The sequence below is a fragment of the Streptosporangium sp. NPDC006007 genome, assembly GCF_040614315.1.
Taxonomy (GTDB): Bacteria; Actinomycetota; Actinomycetes; order Streptosporangiales; family Streptosporangiaceae; genus Streptosporangium.
In genome coordinates this window covers 216744-229325 of the sequence record NZ_JBEXUG010000007.1, presented here as the reverse complement: position 1 = coordinate 229325, position 12582 = coordinate 216744, and the positions used below count along the sequence as shown (strand labels likewise).

The following is a 12582-nucleotide window of genomic DNA, read 5'->3' as shown; positions in this document are numbered from 1 at the left end:
GTGCGGCCCGGGTCCCCTCCGGCCCGGGCCGCACGGCGGTGGGTGCGGCGCCCCCTTGGGAGGCGGTGACCGCCGCACCGGCTTTTTAGGCCGCGTCCCGGTAGGGGCGGCGGGGGTGGTGCGGCGCGGCGGCTGCTGCCGGGGAAGGAACGCCGCCGCGCCTGCTCGGGGAAGGTGAGGACGCCAAGGGGGCCGGAGGTATCGGGGGTGCCGACGCAATCGGGGCGGCCGGAGGGGCCGAAGCGGTCGGGGCGGCTGGGGGTGCCGACCTGGTCGGAGGGGCCGGGGGTGCCGGGGCGGCCGGGTTGGCCGGGGGTGCCGACGTGGTCGAGGCGGTGAGGGGGGTCTCGCGGCGGGTGGTCACGGCCATGACCGCCTCATACATCCGCCTCTCCAACTCCTCGGACGTGGCGGCCTCGACCATCAGCGGTTCGGACGTCGCCCAGGCGGCCAGGGCGTAGAAGCGGCGGCTGCCCACGCCGTACAGGACGGTCCAGCTCGGCCAGGCCTGGGCGAGTCGTTCGGCCTCGGCGCGGGCGCGCACGTCCCAGAGGTGGTGGGGGACGGTGGTGCGGGCCTGGCCGGTGCGGTGGCGTCCGGGGGTGGGGGAGTCGCGGCGCCACATCACGACATCACCTGCCCGGCCGTCGTCCCCGCCGTCCCCGCCGTCCCCGCCGTCCCCGCCGTCCCCGCCGTCCCCGCCGTCCCCGCCGTCGCGGCCGGTTCGGCCGGTTCGGTCGGTCCGGTTGTCACGGCCGGTCTCGGCGTCTTCCTGACCTGCCCGGACCGCCCGTCCTGCCTGCTCTGTCCGGTCTGTTCGGTGGCCTGCCGAGCGGCGGCCTCCTGCTGGTCGACCTCGGCCCTCAGCTGGTCGAAGGTGTCGGCGTCCACCGTGCGGAACGGCGGGGCGTACCACTCCGAGTCGTTGGGGAAGGGGAGCACGCGGCTGGCCCAGAAGCGCCCGGCGTCGCTGAGGATCACCCGCCAGCCGGGGATCACGGGATCGGGGGCGGCGGATCTAAGGTGTTCCATGGATCGGACCTCCGTTGTCCGGTTGAGGGTCCGGCCGGCGCTCGTGACGTCCGGCCGGACCCGGTCTGTGAGATGTGGGAGAAATGTCTGGGTCGCGCCGTATGAGACGGGCGATCGGCGCGTGAGCCGAGGGAACGGTGTGGTTCCGGCATTACGAGAGCTGCGGACGACCCCTCGGGGGCGGTACGGCGTGGGCAGCCGTCCGTCATCGCGTCGAGGTGGTGCGCCGGTGGCGGGCCGGGATGTGGACGCCGGGCGCCGGATGGGGCGGGGCGTCCGTCTGGGCAGCGGCGGTGGTACGGCGGGAAGGGCGGTCGGGGTGGGCGCGGTCGTGGTGACCGGAGACGGTTCCGGGCGGCGCTGGGCGGGCACCAGTGGGATCACCTCATCGGGGGTCACGACGGCGGGCGGTCCGTAGGCGGGCAGTGCCCGGCCCAGGCCGAGTCGGTGGCGTGCTTCCAGGCGTTCGGCCATTAGCGCGCCGGACGGCTGTGCGTAGTCATGGCCGGGTGTGGCCTGGTCGCAGCCGTGGGCGTAGGGCGGATGGCCGCAGGCGGCGCAACCCATGGGCATCGGCGGAGTGGTGACAAAGCAGCCGCAGCCATCTTTGCTTGCCGTCTGCCGATCGAGGATCGGAGCACTAGAGTTGGTCACGGTCAGGAGTGCCTTCCTGGTCAAGGGCCCGTCCGGTCGTTCCAAGCGCCGGGCGGGTCCGGCTTTTGTCGGACATGCGCTATGGTTCACCATGGCGAACCCGAGTTAACCCTGGGTATCTTCGGTTCGTTGCGGGGATCTACGGTGATCTGCGTGGCGATCGAATGGCGCGCTAACCAGCCGCGATGGGTTCAGATTGCGGCCATCATCAAACAGCGCATCAACCAGGGTGTCTACGCTCTTGACGAGCAAGTCCCGAGCGAGCACCAGATCGTCCAGGAGTTCGGTGTCGCTCGCGGTACGGCTCGCAAGGTGCTGGTGCGTCTGCGTGAAGAAGGAGTCGTCTACGCCGTCCGGGGGCTGGGTAATTTCGTGGCGAACCCGGCCATAGATGATCAATGATGACTGCGGTGCTGCTCGCGCACCTTCGTCTCATCGTCACCCCCTGTGAGTGGTGGAATACTCTCACAGTGTGACGTGCAAGTTACATGATCACAAGTACCTTGCATATCTTTACTCGACGTGCTGCGCTGTTGATCGGGCAGACTTGGCGGCATGGCTTCTACAGGTCCTACTGTGCGACATCGCCGTCTCGGTCGTGAGCTGCGGCGACTTCGTGAGAACGTGAGTCTCACGCTGGATGACGTGGCCACGCAGCTCCGCTGGTCCACCGCCAAGGTGAGCCGCATCGAGAATGCCCGGACCATGCCCAGCGGTACGGATATCGCCAACGCCTGTGATCTGTACGGAGTGGACTCGTCCACGAAGGCGGAACTGATCCAACTTGGCCGCGATGCCGGCCAACGCGGTTGGTGGACCGCTTACAACGACGTCTTCGCCAGCGCCTATGTCGGCTTGGAGGCGGAAGCGTCGATCATCCGTACTTGGGAGCCGCTTCTGATCCCTGGTCTGCTCCAGAGTGAGGATTACGCCCGCGAAATTATCCAAGCGGGGCGCCCTGATCTGACCGATGCGGAGCTGGAGCGGCGAGTAGACGCCCGGATGTCACGCAAGATCAACCTTCTCGGTGCTCACGCTCCCATACTCCACGCCATCCTCGATGAATGCGCCTTGCACCGGGTGGTTGGCTCCTTTGGGGTCATGGCACGTCAGCTGGATAACATCCTCCAGGTTGTGGACTGGCCCAACATCACGGTCCAGGTTCTACAGCTTCGGGTCGGTGCTCATGCCGGTTTGGAGGGCGCGTTCTCTGTGCTCAGCTTTGATGACGAGGATCCGGATGTGGGCTACATCGGTTGCCCAGGCGGGGACATCTACGTGGAGGCGACCGATCAGGTGCGGCACTTTAAACTGACATTTGAGCGTCTTGCCAGCGCGTCCCTGCCCCCCGACGAGTCCGCAGCGTTCATCGCCGCGGCAAGGAGCGAGCATGACTGACTTCCCCGACCTTTCCAGCGCCGAATTCCACAAGTCCAGCCTCAGCGGCAGCGGTGACAACTGCGTGGAGGTGGCCACAAACCTTCCCGGTGTCGTTGCTGTCCGTGACAGTAAGGATCCGTCTGGTTCGGTGTTGGTTTTCGCTCCGGCTGTCTGGCGTGATTTCCTCAGGGGTGTCCGCGCCGGAGATCTCTGAGCCGCGATCTCACGTGACAGGCGGGGCCAGGGGTTGCCAGGCGACGAACCACGTACAGAACCTTATGCTGGCGTCTGAGTGCCTTGTCGGCGCATGCCCGTCCCCCGAGGAGTCCGCAGTGCTCGCAGCTGCGGTGAGGAGTGAGCGTGATTTCCCCTGACCTGTCCGGCGCCAAGTTCCGCAAGTCCAGCTTCAGCGGTGGCACCACGGACAACTGCGTGGAGGTGGCGACGAACCTTCCGGGTGTCGTTGCTGTCCGTGACAGTAAGGATCCGTCTGGTTCGGTGTTGGTTTTCGCTCCGGCTGTCTGGCGTGATTTCCTCAGGGGTGTCCGCGCCGGAGATCTCTGAGCCGCGATCGCGTGGTAGACGTATGGGCCGCCGTCGGTCGTTCGGAGGCGCCCCCGGTCTGCCCCCAGGCGTGCAGTACATGATCGGCGGCTTTCGCCTGCCCTGACGGGGCGCGGGCGCCGAGGTGAGACTCACACGTGGTTGGCATGCTTGTCCGGCGGAGGTCTGGCTGCGCGTCGAGGCGCAGCCAGATTGGCTCCTGGCCAGGTGCTCCGTTCCTTTTCGCCGTGTTTCCAGGGGTTCTGCGGCCACCTGGCTCACGGCGATGCGGACTCGACCCGGCTCGCGGGCATTACGTCGCGAGGCCCGCGACCATCAGGTGCATGTCGTTGGGGAACTGTTCCAACCAGGTGATCTCCAGGCCGTTGCGGACCATCAGGCTCTCGTACTCGGCCCTGGTGCGCTCATGGCCGCCACTGAAGAGGCTGAGCATGCGCACGTCCAGAACCGTGGCCATGTGGGGCGGGCCGAACCGTGCCGGGGAGGTCGGGCGGAGCAGGTCGACACACCACACCTGGGCCGGTCCGTCGGTGGCCTCCATGGCTTTCCGCACGTTCTGCAGGATCAGCCCGGCGTCGTCGTCGGACCAGTTGTGCACGACGCCGGCCAGCAGATACAGGTCCGCACCGGGGGGAACGTAGTCGAGGAAGTCGTCGCCGACGACCTCACACCGGTCCCGCAGGCCGAGCGCGGCGAGGTGCTCGGCGGCTGTCTCCACGAGGTCCGGGCGGTCCAGCAGGATGCCCGTGCAGTGCGGATGGGTCTGGAGGATCTTCGCCAGGATGGTGCCGTGGCCGCCGCCGATGTCCACCACGGTGTGCACCCGCTCAAAGTCCAGGTCGGCGATCGCCGCCGCGACGGGCGCGGTGCGGGTCCGCATGAACCGGTGGAACAGGGCGCGGGTGCCGGGATTGTCCGCCAGATACTCGTAGGTGGGCTGCGGCAGGGCGGGTCGGCCGGTGCGGACGGTTTCCGGCAGGACACGGATCGCCTCCAGCCACCGTGGCTCGGCGGCCATCATTACCGCCGGCAGCATGGAGTCCGCCAGATCGCCGCGCAGTGTCCGCCCCTCCTGGGTGAGGGCGTAGGTATCGGGCTGGTCGGTGGCGCGCAGCAGTCCGAGTGAGGTCGCGGCGCGCAGGATCCGGTGGAGGGGGTCCGCGTCCGCCTCGCACAGGCGGGCCAGCTCCGCCACATCGCGCGGCCCGTCCGCCAGGTGGTCGGCGACGCCGAGGTCGGTCAGGCTGAGCAGGACGCCGAAGGAGACCACACCGTTGACGATCTGCTGGACGTGCGCGCCGGGACGTTCGCCTGAGAAGGGGGGGAGGGACCGTTCCCGGGATGCTCGCTGCGGAGATGAGTGGGTGCCGGTCACGACGCCCCGTTCGTCGGGGTGGTTGTGGCGGGGGGCAGCAGGAGCGGTGCGACGTTCAGGGGCTGGTCGAGGTAGTGGAATTCGAGCATCTGATCGGTGACCCGCTGCAACCTGGTCGCGCTGAGGGTGAGGGGGAACTGGCCGAGGGTGATGACCTTCGCGATGTTCGGCGCGATCTGCGTGTAGGACGGGATGGTGGTCACGACCGCCGCGCGGTCGGAGGCCGCGATCTGCTGGCCGGCGGCCATCGCGCGCTGGAAGGCGCTGACGGTCCTCGGGTTCTTCTTCGCGAATTCGGAGGTGACGGCCCATCCGGCGATGGGGAAGCCCGCGGTTGGGCCGCTGGCCATGTCCGCCAGGGTTTTGGCGCCGTCGGTGGTCTTGGCCGCGGTGATGAACGGTTCGGTCATCCACGCAGCCTGTACGGTTCCGGCGGCGAGGGCTCCGGGCATGTTCGGCAGCGGCATCTCGACCAGGCGAACGTCTTTGGCGGTCATGCCGTGGATGCGCAGCGCGACTTCCAGGGTGAGGGTGCAGATGCTGTGGAGGGTGGCCACCGCGATCGTCTTGTCTCGCAGGTCGGCGAGGGTTTTCGCCGTGCTGGCCGCGGGGGTCATCAGCAGGAAGGTGTTGGCGTCGGCCTGGTAGGAGTCGGCGACGATTCGCAGGTCCACCACTCCTTTGCCTTGGGCGGTGAACGCGGACACGTAGTTGATGAGGGCGACGTCCAGCTGGCCGTTCTTGAGCAGGGGGAGGGCCGGGCCGGTGCCCTGGATGGTCTCCGTGCGCACCGAGTGGAATCCCTCGCGGGCGAAGAACCCCCGGGATTTGGCGATGTGGAAGGCCACGGCGTCGGGGATGGGCAGAGTGCCGAGAACGAGGTCGGGTTTTTCCGGCCCGTTCTTCGTGGAGGACGATGATTGGCCACCGCTACACGCTGTACTTATCACCGTGGATAACAGAATAAGTGCTGCGAGTAACTGAACGCGGGATCGCATAAGACGGCTCCGAGGGGGGTTGGGCGCGGCACGCACAGGCCGGGCACACGGATGTGGGGAGTGCGGAAAGGTGTCAGGTGCGGTGGGTTGCGGGCGGCCGAGGATCCGGGCCGGTCGGCCGGTCCTGCCGAAGGCGGGTCAGGTCCACGGCCGTGGCCGGATCCCACGCCGGGCCCTGAAGCCGCTCGTAGGCGGAGTCATCCACGCGGATCTTCAGCGCCTGGGCGGCGTCGGGCGATAGATCGATCATCCACGGGGGGCGGTCATCGGCCTGGGAGTGGTCGGGGAAGGGGCTCACCCGGGGGTGGCTGTCCGGCGTGTCGTCGAGCTCGATCGCGGCCGGCACGGTCGGGGCGGGGTGGGTTGCGCGGTCGCCGTGGTGGGTACGCGTCTGCCGGAGATCCGATTGGGCGGGGCCGGCGCTGCGAGCTTCGATCGACACACAGACTCCCTCCGGCCGAAAACGCAGGGCCACGTACTTGTCTCGGGCGGATAAACCCGACCGTGTCATAATCGGTGCAACTCCTGGGAGCGCACAGCACGTTATTCACACCAAGTCATTTGGTTTGAATGGTGTGAACTAATCGGAACATCGAAGTTGGGAGGGTTCTTATGGCTCGTCCCCCCGGCGAGGTTGACCCTTCTGCGTCACTTAGCCACTTGTTTGGTGCGAACCTCCGCCACTGGCGTCTTTTGAGGGAAATGTCCCTTGAAACAGCTGGTGAGCGTATTCGGACCGCCGGTGCGGTGATCGGTCGGTGGGAACGTGGAGAGCGCCTGCCACCTCGTGACGCGGTTGGCCGGCTTGACAAGGCGTACAGGGCCGAGGGTGTTCTTATCGCGCTGTACGGTTTTCTGCGGAAGGGCGACAGTGGAAGAAATGCTGACTCAGAGCAGCGGGTTAGGAGTACTCTCGTAAGTGCCGCGTTGCCTCAGAATGGCGGAGATAACGACATGGAGCGCCGTACTATCATGCAGCTCCTCGCCGCACTTGGTACCGGAGCCACCCTTCCGTTGGATGCTCTGGAAACGCTGCGCGCCACCTTCGACCGGGCGGTTGATTCGGCTGGAGAGCACGCGCTGGAGGACTGGGAGCAGATTGCCCATCAGCATGCCTACGACATCCGGGTGGAGCCGCCGACCGCGCTGATCGGCAAGCTCGCCGTCGATGTGGCCGACGTGCGCCAGGCACTGGAAACCCGTCCCGACATCGACCGTAACGGGCTGCAGCGCGTCGGCGCCCAGCTCGCCGCCATCATGGCGATGGCCCTGGCCGAGACCGGCGAGTTCTGGGAGTCGCGCCGCTGGTGGCGTACGGCCCGCATCGCCGCCGACGCCTCCGGTGACCTTGACCTGCGGGTGTGGGTGCGGGGACGGAACGCCCTCATCGAGACGGGGGCGCCTCGGCCGGCCATCGTGAGTGTGCTGCGACTGGCCTCGGAGGCCGAGCATCTGGCCGGGGATCGGCCGAGCGTCGGAGTCGCGGAGGCGTGGTTCGGCAGATCCGTGGCGCTGGCGGTGACGCCCGCCTCCGCTGGGGGCAACCCTGCCCCGGGCGATGTGCTGGGGCGCTACGACGACATCGCATCGAGGCTGCCCGCCGAGGTGACCGGTGAACACACCGCCATCTGGGGATGGCCCGCGGAACGTCACACGAGCTCGCGCGCCACGCTGGCCGTCCTCCTGGGAGTGCCCACGGCGCACGACGAGGTGGCCCGCCAGATAGCGGCGGACGGGCCCGGCGCCGACCCCCGCTCGGTGGCGACCGGGGTGATGAAGAAAAGTGTGTGCCTGATCAACGCGAGCGAGGCCCCGCAAGGACTCACCGATGCCGTCAACGCGTACACGAGGCTGCCGTCCGAGCATCGCACCACGTCCATCACCTGGTGGGCCCGGCAGGTGATGCTCACGGCCCCCGAGCAGACCCGATCACTGCCCGCCGCCGAGGAACTCCGCGCGCTCACCGCCTGAAACACCCCAGATCTCATGCCGGCCCTACTCGCGGAGGTGTTCGCCGATGCTCGCCCGGAGCCTTTCAGGCTTCGGGGTCTTGGATCTCGATGATGTGCAGCGGTTCGTCCAGCGCCTGGGAGGGCCGATTCCATTTGGCCGAGTCGAGGGTGAGGATCGGGCAGATCGCGACATCGGCGATGGCGGCGACGTGTGCGTCGTACGGATCGAGGCCCGTCCTGGAGATGACGTCGGCCAGGGCGATGCTCTGCTCGACGCCGTTGAGCGGTGCCACGGTGACGGACTCCATGAGCTCCAGGCCCGCGAGGAGGTCGGCGGCCTCTTCGGTGCGAGCGTCGAGGGACGCCCCCACCATGGCGAGTGCCGGAACGACCATGGGTCGGTTGCGAGCGTCGTATGCCTGGACGAGGCCGATGATGTCGCCGTCACCACGGGCGACTTCGGTCAGAACGCTGGTGTCGAGGATGAGGGGAGCGGGGGTGTGGTCGTTCACTGGGCGAGTTGTCCTTCGATGTGCTCCATCATGCGGGCGACGCGGTCAGGGTTGGCCTGGGCGGCTCGGGCCTTCCAGGCGGCGCGGACCCGGCGGTCACGGCGAATCCGCTCGGTGAGGGCATCGTTGAAGACGGCGGAGACGGACGGGGCTTCGCCTGCCTCGACGAGCTGTTCGGCGTAGGCGCTGAGGTGAGGGTCCACGGTGATTGTGATCCGTGTCTTCTTCTCGCTCATACTCAGATCATACTTGTGAGGGCGTCCGCCGAACCTCCTCTGCGGCAAAGACCTCAGCTATCCTCGTACGGCTGCGCGGGGTGGTGTGGACCTGGACCACATGGCCGAGAGTCGCTCAGCCGGAGGGCAGACCCTCCACAATCGGAGAGGTGGCCGGGGTGGTGGGTTTTTCAGGGGCGGGTCTGGGATAGCCAGGTGAAGGCGCCCAGGCCGTCGGGGGTGATGAGTTCGGCCTCCTCCGAGGCCCGGACCAGGGCCTGGAGGTAGCCTCGCGGGTCGGTGTGGGCGCGTTCGACGGGTGGGCGGGTTCCGGTGACGCCGAGGGCGCGGAGGGCTTCCCGCTGGGTGGTCAGGGTCGTGTTCACGGCGCCGGCGCGTTCTCCGGCCGCCGCGCAGGAGTCCAGGGCGACGTGGGCGGTGATGTCGCACGATCCGTCCGGCACGGGGGCGACGATTCCGCCGTCGCGGTAGCCGGTCAGCGTGCCGTACGGCGGGCGGCCGTCCAGCCGGTGGGCGTAGTCGATCGCTATCGCGCGGCCCCGGACCAGCCGTACGATCACCGATGCCCACGCCTCGTCACGCGGTCTGCCGATCTCGGCCCGCTCGCCTGCCGCCCGCATCGGCCACCAGCGGTCCAGCCAGGCCAGGTCGGCCTCCTGGGGCCTGTCGCCGAGCTTTTCCCTGCCGTCGGACGGGTCGGCCAGGACCAGCCGGGGGCCGTCGGCGGTCTGTTCGGCGACGTCCGCCGGCACGTTGTCCAGCCACTCGTTGGCGATCACGAGTCCGTGGATCCCGTCCGGTACGACCGAGGCCCAGGCGATCTCCTCGGGCAGCCCGGCGGGCCGGGGGGCGAGGTCCACCGCGGTCACCCGCAGGCGCGTGCGGAGGCCGGGCGGCGCGGCGGCGAGCACTCCGGCCGCCAGGCCGCCCTCGCCCGCGCCGACGTCCACCAGGTCGATCCTCGGGGGGCCGCCCAGCTCGGCGTCCACCGCGGCGAGTTCGCGCGCCACGGCCCCGGCGAGGACGGTGGAGGCGCCGATCGAGGTCCGGAAGTGACCTGAGGGCCGCTCTCGCAGATAGAAGCCGTTCTTGCCGTAGAGCGCCCGCTCTGTCGCGGCGCGCCAGGTGAGCCACACGTCCACAGACGTTACCGGTGGCGCCGCCGGGCCGTTGCCGGGGAGAGGGTTTTCCGCTTTCGGGCGGGAGAGGAGGCCCGTGGTAACGACCTTGTGGCCTCGCGGGGACGTCCCGGAGGCCCCGGGGGCGGCTGTCATTACTGACAGGTTGCTCAGCCGGTCGGATGCCGCCGCTTTCGGACACCTGCCTTGACGCAGTCGGGAGGGTCAGGCCCGTTACGCTGGTCAACTGGGCACGGAGCCCCCATGTGGTCGAAGGACGGGACGTCATGGACGCAGTCGATCGCCCGGCACGGCTGGCCGTCGGAGTGGTTGGGGCAGGCCGGGTGGGTTCGGCGCTCGGGGTCGCGCTCACGCGGGCGGGCCATCGGGTGGTCGCCGCGAGCGGGGTCTCCGACTCCTCCAGGGAGCGGGCGATCGAACGGCTCGGCCTGACGCCGACCGGTCCGCAGGACGTGGTGGCCAAGTCGGATCTCATCCTTTTGACGGTCCCCGACGACGTGCTGCCCGACCTGGTCTCGGGTCTGGTCGGCACCGGTGCCGACCTGCGGGGCAAGCTGGTGGCCCACACCAGCGGCGCGTACGGTCTGGCGGTGCTGAACCCGGCGATCAAGGAGGGCGCGCTGCCCCTGGCGCTGCATCCGGTGATGACCTTCACCGGCAGGGATGACGACCTGCGCCGTCTGGTCGGCATCTCCTACGGTGTCACCGCGCCCGATCCCCTCCGCCCGGTGGCCGAGGCCCTGGTCATCGAGATGGAGGGCGAGCCGGTCTGGATCGAGGACGACGACCGGCCGCTCTATCACGCGGCTCTGGCGGGTGCGGCGAACCACATGGTGACGCTGGTCGCCGAGTCGTCCGAGCTGCTGGGGCGGATCGGCGTGGATCAGCCGGGCCGGATGCTCGGCCCGCTGCTCGGCGCGGCCCTGGAGAACGTGCTGCGGCTCGGGATCGCCGGGCTGACCGGCCCGGTGGTCCGTGGTGACGCCGGTACGGTCCGCAAGCACGTGGACGCGCTGATCTTGGCGGCACCCGAGGCGGCGGACGCCTACGTGGCCCTCGCTAGGCTCACGGCGGACCGGGCGCTGGCGGCCGGGCTGCTCAAGCCCGAGGCCGCCGAGCGCCTCCTGGACGCCCTGGGAGGAAACATATGGACGTGATCGTGGCGGCCGACCGGATCGGGCTGGTCAAGGCGAGGCGGACTCTGGGAGTCGGCGGTTTCCCCAAAGACGCCACGCTGGCGCTGGTGCCGACCATGGGCGCGTTGCACGAGGGGCACCGGTCGCTGATCCGGCTGGCCCGTGAGCGGGCCGACCATGTGGTCGTGAGTGTCTTCGTGAACCCCCTGCAGTTCGGTCCGGACGAGGACTTCTCCCGCTATCCCCGGACGTTCGAGGTCGACCTGGAGATCTGCGCGGCCGAGGGGGTGAGCCTGGTGTTCGCCCCCTCCGCCGGGGACATGTACCCTCCGGACCGGCAGGTCGGCGTGTCGGCGGGGAAGATGGGCACGATCGTCGAGGGGGCGTTCCGTCCCGGGCATCTCGACGGTGTGCTGACCGTGGTGCTCAAGCTGTTCAACCTGGTCCAGCCGGATGTGGCGGTCTTCGGGCAGAAGGACGCCCAGCAGCTGGCGATGATCCGCCGGATGGTCGCCGACCTCGATCTGCCGGTCTCCATCGTGGGGGCGCCCACGATCCGCGAGGCGGACGGCCTGGCGTTGTCCAGCCGGAACCGCTATCTGTCCACGCACGACCGGCACATGGCCCTGGCCCTGTCACGGGCACTGTTCACCGGGGCCGGTCGGCGGACGCCGGAGGAGATCCGCCGGGCGGCGCGCGCCGTACTGGAGGGTGAGCCGGAGATCGCTCTCGACTACCTGGTCCTGGTGGACCCGGCGACCTTCGCCGAGGTCGGTGAGGACTATCGGGGTGAGGCGGTCCTGGCCGTGGCCGCACGGGTGGGGTCCACCAGACTGATCGACAATGTGACGGTCGACCTGCGGTGAGAACGGCTGGAACGTCGGATATATTTTCGCCCAGGCGTGTACGCCACAGGGCGGCGCGACCGTGCGAAAGGTGATTGAAGCGTGCTCCGCACCATGCTCACATCCAAGATCCATCGCGCCACCGTCACCCAGGCCGACCTGCACTATGTGGGGTCGCTGACGATCGACGAGGATCTGCTGGACGCGGCGGATCTACTCCCCGGCGAACAGGTCCACGTGGTGGACATCGACAACGGTTCCAGGCTGGTGACCTACACGATCGCGGGCCCGCGAGGCTCCGGGATCATCGGTGTCAACGGCGCCGCGGCCAAGCTCGTCCAGCCGGGCGACCTGGTGATCATCATCGCGTACGGCCAGCTCGACGACGCCGAGGCCCGGACCTTCCAGCCCCGGATCGTCCACGTCGACGCCGGCAACCGGATCGCCGACCTCGGCCATGACCCCGCCGCGGCCCTTCCCGGCCTTCTCCGTGGCGACGAGCTCCGCCGGGTGCCGGACTGTCAGAGGTAGGACGGGCCTCGCCCGGCGCCGGGTGCTCCCGGAGCCCGGCGGATCCGGCCGGGTGGTGGACACCCGCCGGCCGGCCGATGTCATGTGCCGCTCCCGTGGGCCGACCGGCGTCGCGTTCCGGTCCCGCTCACCGGCCGGCGCCGTGCGCCGCTCCCGTGGACCGACCGGGGTCGTGCGCCGCTCCCGCTCACCGGCCGGCGTCGCGTGGTCCCGTGGGGCGGCCGGACG

17 protein-coding genes and 1 pseudogene are annotated in these 12582 nt (G+C 69.1%); 10 read left to right on the top strand and 8 right to left on the bottom strand.

Annotated elements, in window-relative coordinates; all coding sequences use genetic code 11:
• Nucleotides 1-85 precede the first annotated feature (85 nt).
• Together ABZ194_RS08825 and ABZ194_RS08820 are read right to left on the bottom strand one after the other, a co-directional pair.
• Nucleotides 86-628: a hypothetical protein gene (locus ABZ194_RS08825; RefSeq protein WP_355593910.1), complete on the bottom strand. Its 543-nt coding sequence runs from the start codon at nt 626-628 to the stop codon at nt 86-88.
• Nucleotides 625-1032 carry a hypothetical protein gene (locus tag ABZ194_RS08820; RefSeq protein ID WP_355593908.1) on the bottom strand — a complete coding sequence of 136 codons (408 nt, stop codon included), beginning with the start codon at nt 1030-1032 and terminating at the stop codon, nt 625-627. Before ABZ194_RS08820 ends, ABZ194_RS08825 begins: the two co-directional genes overlap by 4 nt.
• 229 nt (nt 1033-1261) lie before the next feature.
• On the opposite strand from ABZ194_RS08820, the gene ABZ194_RS08815 reads away from it, so the two are divergent.
• The 5 genes from ABZ194_RS08815 to ABZ194_RS08795 all read left to right on the top strand — a co-directional run bounded on the left by ABZ194_RS08815 (nt 1262) and on the right by ABZ194_RS08795 (nt 3630).
• On the top strand, nt 1262-1450 hold the full coding sequence (locus ABZ194_RS08815; protein WP_355593906.1) for a hypothetical protein: 189 nt from the start codon (nt 1262-1264) through the stop codon (nt 1448-1450).
• 389 nt (nt 1451-1839) lie between these two features.
• Nucleotides 1840-2088: a GntR family transcriptional regulator gene (locus ABZ194_RS08810; protein ID WP_355593904.1), complete on the top strand. Its 249-nt coding sequence runs from the start codon at nt 1840-1842 to the stop codon at nt 2086-2088.
• 153 nt (nt 2089-2241) lie between these two features.
• Complete coding sequence (locus ABZ194_RS08805) at nt 2242-3084, top strand: helix-turn-helix transcriptional regulator (protein ID WP_355593903.1); 843 nt, start codon at nt 2242-2244, stop codon at nt 3082-3084.
• The gene (locus ABZ194_RS08800) at nt 3077-3280 is read left to right on the top strand and encodes a DUF397 domain-containing protein (RefSeq protein WP_355593901.1); all 204 of its coding nucleotides are present in this window, start codon (nt 3077-3079) and stop codon (nt 3278-3280) included. Before ABZ194_RS08805 ends, ABZ194_RS08800 begins: the two co-directional genes overlap by 8 nt.
• A gap of 146 nt (nt 3281-3426) precedes the next feature.
• Complete coding sequence (locus tag ABZ194_RS08795; protein ID WP_355593899.1) at nt 3427-3630, top strand: DUF397 domain-containing protein; 204 nt, start codon at nt 3427-3429, stop codon at nt 3628-3630.
• Nucleotides 3631-3922: 292 nt separating this feature from the next.
• On the opposite strand, the gene ABZ194_RS08790 is transcribed toward ABZ194_RS08795, so the two are convergent.
• The 3 genes from ABZ194_RS08790 to ABZ194_RS08780 form a co-directional block, all read right to left on the bottom strand.
• Nucleotides 3923-5005 carry a methyltransferase gene (locus tag ABZ194_RS08790; RefSeq protein WP_355593897.1) on the bottom strand — a complete coding sequence of 361 codons (1083 nt, stop codon included), beginning with the start codon at nt 5003-5005 and terminating at the stop codon, nt 3923-3925.
• Complete coding sequence (locus tag ABZ194_RS08785) at nt 5002-6003, bottom strand: ABC transporter substrate-binding protein (protein WP_355593895.1); 1002 nt, start codon at nt 6001-6003, stop codon at nt 5002-5004. Before ABZ194_RS08785 ends, ABZ194_RS08790 begins: the two co-directional genes overlap by 4 nt.
• Before the next feature lie 73 nt (nt 6004-6076).
• Nucleotides 6077-6445 (bottom strand): hypothetical protein, encoded by a 369-nt coding sequence (locus ABZ194_RS08780; protein WP_355593893.1) that lies wholly within the window; start codon nt 6443-6445, stop codon nt 6077-6079.
• A gap of 170 nt (nt 6446-6615) precedes the next feature.
• On the opposite strand from ABZ194_RS08780, the pseudogene ABZ194_RS08775 reads away from it, so the two are divergent.
• Both ABZ194_RS08775 and ABZ194_RS08770 read left to right on the top strand, forming a co-directional pair.
• Nucleotides 6616-6834, top strand: a pseudogene (locus ABZ194_RS08775) (helix-turn-helix transcriptional regulator); the annotation flags it as partial.
• A 123-nt stretch (nt 6835-6957) separates the two neighbouring features.
• Nucleotides 6958-7974 carry a hypothetical protein gene (locus ABZ194_RS08770; RefSeq protein ID WP_355593935.1) on the top strand — a complete coding sequence of 339 codons (1017 nt, stop codon included), beginning with the start codon at nt 6958-6960 and terminating at the stop codon, nt 7972-7974.
• Nucleotides 7975-8038: 64 nt separating this feature from the next.
• Here ABZ194_RS08770 and ABZ194_RS08765 read toward each other — a convergent pair whose 3' ends face one another.
• The 3 genes from ABZ194_RS08765 to ABZ194_RS08755 form a co-directional block, all read right to left on the bottom strand.
• Nucleotides 8039-8467, bottom strand: a complete 429-nt coding sequence (locus ABZ194_RS08765; RefSeq protein WP_355593891.1) for a PIN domain-containing protein — start codon at nt 8465-8467, stop codon at nt 8039-8041.
• Complete coding sequence (locus tag ABZ194_RS08760; protein ID WP_355593889.1) at nt 8464-8703, bottom strand: hypothetical protein; 240 nt, start codon at nt 8701-8703, stop codon at nt 8464-8466. The genes ABZ194_RS08765 and ABZ194_RS08760 overlap by 4 nt, the downstream gene beginning before the upstream one ends.
• A gap of 170 nt (nt 8704-8873) precedes the next feature.
• On the bottom strand, nt 8874-9845 hold the full coding sequence (locus tag ABZ194_RS08755) for an SAM-dependent methyltransferase (protein WP_355593887.1): 972 nt from the start codon (nt 9843-9845) through the stop codon (nt 8874-8876).
• Between the two features lie 263 nt (nt 9846-10108).
• On the opposite strand from ABZ194_RS08755, the gene ABZ194_RS08750 reads away from it, so the two are divergent.
• The 3 genes from ABZ194_RS08750 (at nt 10109) to panD (ending at nt 12354) form a co-directional block, all read left to right on the top strand.
• The gene (locus ABZ194_RS08750; RefSeq protein WP_355593885.1) at nt 10109-10999 is read left to right on the top strand and encodes a DUF2520 domain-containing protein; all 891 of its coding nucleotides are present in this window, start codon (nt 10109-10111) and stop codon (nt 10997-10999) included.
• Nucleotides 10990-11844, top strand: a complete 855-nt coding sequence (gene panC, locus ABZ194_RS08745) for a pantoate--beta-alanine ligase (protein WP_355593883.1) — start codon at nt 10990-10992, stop codon at nt 11842-11844. Before ABZ194_RS08750 ends, panC begins: the two co-directional genes overlap by 10 nt.
• Before the next feature lie 81 nt (nt 11845-11925).
• Complete coding sequence (panD, locus tag ABZ194_RS08740) at nt 11926-12354, top strand: aspartate 1-decarboxylase (RefSeq protein ID WP_355593881.1); 429 nt, start codon at nt 11926-11928, stop codon at nt 12352-12354.
• The last annotated feature ends 228 nt before the right edge of the window (nt 12355-12582 follow it).

What these genes read in the sequence shown, in the direction of transcription:
- ABZ194_RS08820 (WP_355593908.1), bottom strand. Translation starts at nt 1,032, where the DNA reads ATGGAACACCTTAGATCCGCCGCCCCCGATCCCGTGATCCCCGGCTGG.
- ABZ194_RS08805 (WP_355593903.1), top strand. Translation starts at nt 2,242, where the DNA reads ATGGCTTCTACAGGTCCTACTGTGCGACATCGCCGTCTCGGTCGTGAG.
- ABZ194_RS08800 (WP_355593901.1), top strand. Translation starts at nt 3,077, where the DNA reads ATGACTGACTTCCCCGACCTTTCCAGCGCCGAATTCCACAAGTCCAGC.
- ABZ194_RS08785 (WP_355593895.1), bottom strand. Translation starts at nt 6,003, where the DNA reads ATGCGATCCCGCGTTCAGTTACTCGCAGCACTTATTCTGTTATCCACG.
- ABZ194_RS08770 (WP_355593935.1), top strand. Translation starts at nt 6,958, where the DNA reads ATGGAGCGCCGTACTATCATGCAGCTCCTCGCCGCACTTGGTACCGGA.
- ABZ194_RS08760 (WP_355593889.1), bottom strand. Translation starts at nt 8,703, where the DNA reads ATGAGCGAGAAGAAGACACGGATCACAATCACCGTGGACCCTCACCTC.
- ABZ194_RS08750 (WP_355593885.1), top strand. Translation starts at nt 10,109, where the DNA reads ATGGACGCAGTCGATCGCCCGGCACGGCTGGCCGTCGGAGTGGTTGGG.
- panC (WP_355593883.1), top strand. Translation starts at nt 10,990, where the DNA reads ATGGACGTGATCGTGGCGGCCGACCGGATCGGGCTGGTCAAGGCGAGG.